At 73.4% G+C, this 1291-nt stretch carries 1 protein-coding gene; it reads right to left on the minus strand.

Going from position 1 to position 1291, the window contains the following annotated elements:
- Window positions 1–1291 (minus strand): cobaltochelatase subunit CobN (locus U9980_RS13270; protein WP_322768189.1); only part of this gene is annotated, 1291 nt, incomplete at both ends.

The following is a 1291-nucleotide window of genomic DNA, read 5'->3' on the forward strand; positions in this document are numbered from 1 at the left end:
GTCGACATACAGGGTGCCGGGTGGGTCACCCCAGTGCCGGACCATCGCATCCCGCAGGCTCGCCGGCAGGGCGTCGAACCAGCGTCGGTAGACCGAGGCGGGTACCCGGGCCGGCGCGGCCGCGAGCTGCTCCTCGCTGAGCCATTCCACGTCGTGCCCGCCGGCTGCGATCAACGTGTGGATGAGGGTGTCCCCGTCGGAGAGCGCTGCGGGTCTGTTCTGACCATCCGCCGCCACAGGTTCGGGATCTCCCAGGTCGTAACCGGCCGCGCGCAGCGCGTCCAGCAACCGGATCGCGGACGCCGGGGTGTCCAGGCCGACGGCGTTACCGACCCGGGCGTGCTTCGTCGGGTACGACGACAGCACCAACGCGATCTTCCTCTCGCTGGCCGGGACGTGTCGCAGCCGGGCCAGGCGCGCGGCGATCCCGGCGAGCCGGGCCGCGCGTTCGGGGTCGGCCGCGTACACCGGCACTCCGTCCGCACCGGATTCCTTGAACGAGAACGGTACGGCGATGATCCGGCCGTCGAACTCGGGGATCGCGACCTGCATGGCCGCGTCCATCGGTGTCACGCCCGCGTCGCCCGCCGCCCATTGCGCACGCGACGAGGTCAGGCACAGCCCCTGCACCACGGGTACGTCCAGGGTGGCGAGTGCACCGACGTCCCACGCCTGGTCATCCCCGCCTGCGGACGCATCCGACGGTCGGGTGCCACCGGCGGCGAGCACGGTCACCACCAGCGCGTCGACCCCGGCGAGCAGACCCAGGACGCCGTCAGCCCGGCCGGCTGCATCCAGGTTGCCTGCATCCAGGCCGCGCAGGGACGGGGCGAACACCGGGTGGGCATTGGCCCCGCGGGCCTCCAACGCGTCGCACAGCGTGTCCACGAACGCGGTGTTGCCGGACGTGGCGTGCGCCCGGTAGAACACGACCCCGACCGTTGGACGGTCGGGCCTGCGCATCCGCGTGCCGTGCACCCCGGCGGCGGGCATCGCCGCGGGCGGCGCGAAACCGAACCCGGTGAGCAGCAGGGTGTCGGCAAGGAAGCGGTACAGCTCGGCGAGGTTCGCGGTGCCGCCCTCAGCCAGGTATCCCAGCGTCGCCGTGGCAACACCGGCCGGTACGGTGGAACGTCCCATGAGTTCGGCGTCGGGCACCGCTTCCCCGCCGAGCACCACCGTCGGGCGGCCCGCGGCGAGCGTCGCGGCCAGCCCGTCCGGCCAGGCCCGCACCCCCCCGAGCAGCCGGACGACCACCACGGCCGCGCCGTCGAGCAGCGTGGCGATGTCC

This window comes from Protofrankia sp. Cr1 (assembly GCF_963555865.1).
Lineage (GTDB): Bacteria > Actinomycetota > Actinomycetes > Frankiales > Frankiaceae > Protofrankia.